This window comes from Ruegeria sp. CDSC025, from assembly GCF_059610805.1.
Map to the genome: position 1 here is coordinate 1 of NZ_JBXWOJ010000032.1, position 2960 is coordinate 2960.

General features: G+C 60.6%; 3 protein-coding genes. All 3 read right to left on the minus strand.

Annotation, left to right across the window (positions count from 1 at the left end):
• The coding region (folD, locus tag AC2FH8_RS20545; protein WP_142640423.1) for a bifunctional methylenetetrahydrofolate dehydrogenase/methenyltetrahydrofolate cyclohydrolase FolD at nt 1-854 on the minus strand (854 nt) is incomplete at its 3' end.
• A 53-nt stretch (nt 855-907) separates the two neighbouring features.
• Nucleotides 908-1213: a chorismate mutase gene (locus AC2FH8_RS20550; protein ID WP_142640424.1), complete on the minus strand. Its 306-nt coding sequence runs from the start codon at nt 1211-1213 to the stop codon at nt 908-910.
• A 58-nt stretch (nt 1214-1271) separates the two neighbouring features.
• Nucleotides 1272-2948 carry a formate--tetrahydrofolate ligase gene (locus AC2FH8_RS20555; RefSeq protein ID WP_496690631.1) on the minus strand — a complete coding sequence of 559 codons (1677 nt, stop codon included), beginning with the start codon at nt 2946-2948 and terminating at the stop codon, nt 1272-1274.
• Nucleotides 2949-2960 lie beyond the last annotated feature (12 nt).

Consider the following 2960-nt stretch of genomic DNA (forward strand, 5'->3'; position numbering starts at 1 on the left):
GCGCGGCATGCGGCGGTCAGGGTGTTGGCCAGCAGGCATGCGATTGTCATGGGGCCGACGCCACCGGGGACGGGGGTGATTGCTCCGGCGCGTTCGGCGGCGCTGGCGTAATCCACGTCTCCAACCAGCTTGTTCTTGCCGTCGCGTTCAATGCGGTTGATGCCCACGTCGATGACCGTGGCGCCTTCCTTGATCCAGTCGCCGGGCACCATCTCGGGGCGGCCCACAGCGGCGACAACGATATCCGCGCGACGGACAACATCGGGCAGATCCTTGGTGCGGCTATGCGCGATGGTCACGGTGCAGCTGTCGCCCAGCAGCAGTTGCGCCATCGGCTTGCCAACGATGTTCGAGCGGCCGATCACAACCGCATCCATGCCGGACAACGATCCATGATGGTCCCGCAGCATCATCAGGCAGCCCAGCGGGGTACAGGGCACCATCGATTTCTGACCGGTGCCCAGCAGGCCCACATTCGAGATGTGGAACCCGTCGACATCCTTGGCCGGGTCGATCGAATTGATCACCAGATCTTCGTTCAGATGCTTGGGCAGCGGCAGCTGCACCAGAATGCCGTGGACTGCGGGATCGGTATTCAGCTTGTCGATCAGTGCCAGCAGGTCTGCCTCGGAGGTGTCCACATCCAGCTTGTGCTCATACGAGTTCATGCCGACCTCGACGGTCATCTTGCCCTTCGAGCGGACATAGACCTGGCTGGCCGGGTCTTCGCCCACCAGAACCACGGCCAGACCAGGGGTGATGCCATTTTCGTCCTTCAGCTTTGCAACCTGATCGGCAACCTGTGCCCGCACCGTTGCTGCAAAGGCCTTACCGTCGATAACCTGCGCTACCATTCTTCGATCCCTTCTTCCCAAAAACGGATCGGGCGCTTGGGGCGCCCGGTCAGTCAGTCGTTGCCGAGCACACGTTCCTCACGCGCAATCGACCAGTCAATCAGAATGCGCCACAGCGTCTCGGCCAGATCGGGGTCCATCCCCGCCGCCTGAGAGCTGGCACGCACCTTTTGCACCACCTCTTCAACACGATCCGGAATACGGGCCGGCAGGCCCTCGCCCGGCTTCAACTCAGACGCGCGATCAATGTAGCTGGCGCGCCTCACCAGCATCTCGATCAGGTGCCGGTCCAGCTGGTCGATCTGAATCCGCAGATCCTGCATCGTTGCGCAGTCTTGCGGCGGTGTCAGAGTGGGCATCGTGATCTCCTCGTGGCCCGGAGCATTCTCCGGATCACGAGATGTCTTATCTGGCGACTTAGAACAAGCCCTCGATCTCACCTGCGTCATTGAGGCAGATGCTTTCGGCCGCCGGTTTGCGCGGCAGGCCCGGCATAGTCATGATCTCACCACAGACCGCCACGATAAATCCGGCACCCGCGCTCAGGCGCACCTCGCGCACCGGAACCGAATGGCCGGTGGGCGCGCCGCGCAACGAGGGATCGGTCGAGAAGGAATACTGCGTCTTGGCCATGCAGACCGGCAGGTTGCCGTAACCGGCTTCTTCCCATTCACGCAGCTGGTTGCGGATCTTGTTGTCGGCCAAAACCTCGTCCGCGCGATAGATGCGCTTGGCGATGGTTTCGATCTTCTCGAACAGCGGCATATTGTCGGGGTAGATCGGCGCAAAGTTCGCTGTGCCCCCTTCGACGATTTCGACCACCTTCTCGGCCAGCGGCGCCGAACCTTCCGACCCCAGCTCCCAGTGACGCGACAGAACCGCTTCGACCCCGTGGTCAGAGCAATAGTCTTTCACGGCTTGCACTTCAGCGTCGGTATCGGTGACGAAGTGGTTGATGCCAACCACAACCGGCACGCCAAAGGATTTGACGTTTTCGATGTGACGACCCAGGTTGGCGCAGCCCGATTTGACCGCGTCGACGTTTTCCGCACCCAGATCAGCCTTGGCCACACCGCCATTCATCTTCATCGCACGCACGGTGGCGACCAGCACCACAGCCGACGGCGCGATACCCGCTTTGCGGCACTTGATGTTCATGAATTTCTCGGCGCCCAGATCGGCGCCAAAGCCCGCTTCGGTCACCACATAGTCAGCAACCTTCAGCGCGGTCTTGGTCGCAATGACCGAGTTACAGCCATGTGCAATGTTGGCAAACGGGCCGCCATGGACAAAGGCCGGGTTGTTTTCCAGCGTCTGCACCAGGTTCGGCTGCATCGCGTCCTTCAGCAGCACCGTCATCGCGCCTTCGGCCTTGATGTCGCGACAGTAAACCGGGGTCTTGTCGCGGCGATAGGCCACGATGATGTCACCCAGACGCTTTTCCAGATCTTTCAGGTCGTTGGCCAGGCACAGGATCGCCATAACCTCAGAGGCCACGGTGATGTCAAAGCCGGTCTCGCGCGGGTAACCGTTCGATACGCCACCCAAGCTGGCCGTGATCTGACGCAGCGCGCGGTCGTTCATGTCGACCACACGACGCCACGCTACACGGCGAATGTCGATCTCGCACTCATTGCCCCAGTAGATGTGGTTGTCGATCATCGCCGACAGCAGTGAATGGGCGCTGGTGATGGCGTGAAAGTCACCGGTGAAGTGCAGGTTCATCTCTTCCATCGGAACAACCTGCGCGTAACCACCACCCGCAGCGCCGCCCTTCATGCCAAAGTTCGGGCCCAGCGAAGCCTCACGGATACAGATCATCGCGTTCTTGCCGATCCGGTTCAGACCGTCACCCAGACCCACAGTCGTCGTCGTCTTACCCTCACCCGCAGGCGTCGGGTTGATCGCCGTCACCAGAATCAGCTTGCCGTCCTCACGGCCCTGAACCGAATTGATGAAGTCCTGGCTCACCTTTGCCTTGTCATGGCCATAGGGCAGAAGATCAGCAGATTCGATGCCGATCTTCGCACCAATCTCCTGAATCGGCTTCTTCTTCGCCTCACGCGCAATTTCGATGTCAGATTTATAGCTCATTGGGTTTCGGTC

Bases quoted from the DNA above. Each gene is read 5' to 3' on its own strand.
- AC2FH8_RS20550 (WP_142640424.1), bottom strand. From the start codon at position 1,213: ATGCCCACTCTGACACCGCCGCAAGACTGCGCAACGATGCAGGATCTG.
- AC2FH8_RS20555 (WP_496690631.1), bottom strand. From the start codon at position 2,948: ATGAGCTATAAATCTGACATCGAAATTGCGCGTGAGGCGAAGAAGAAG.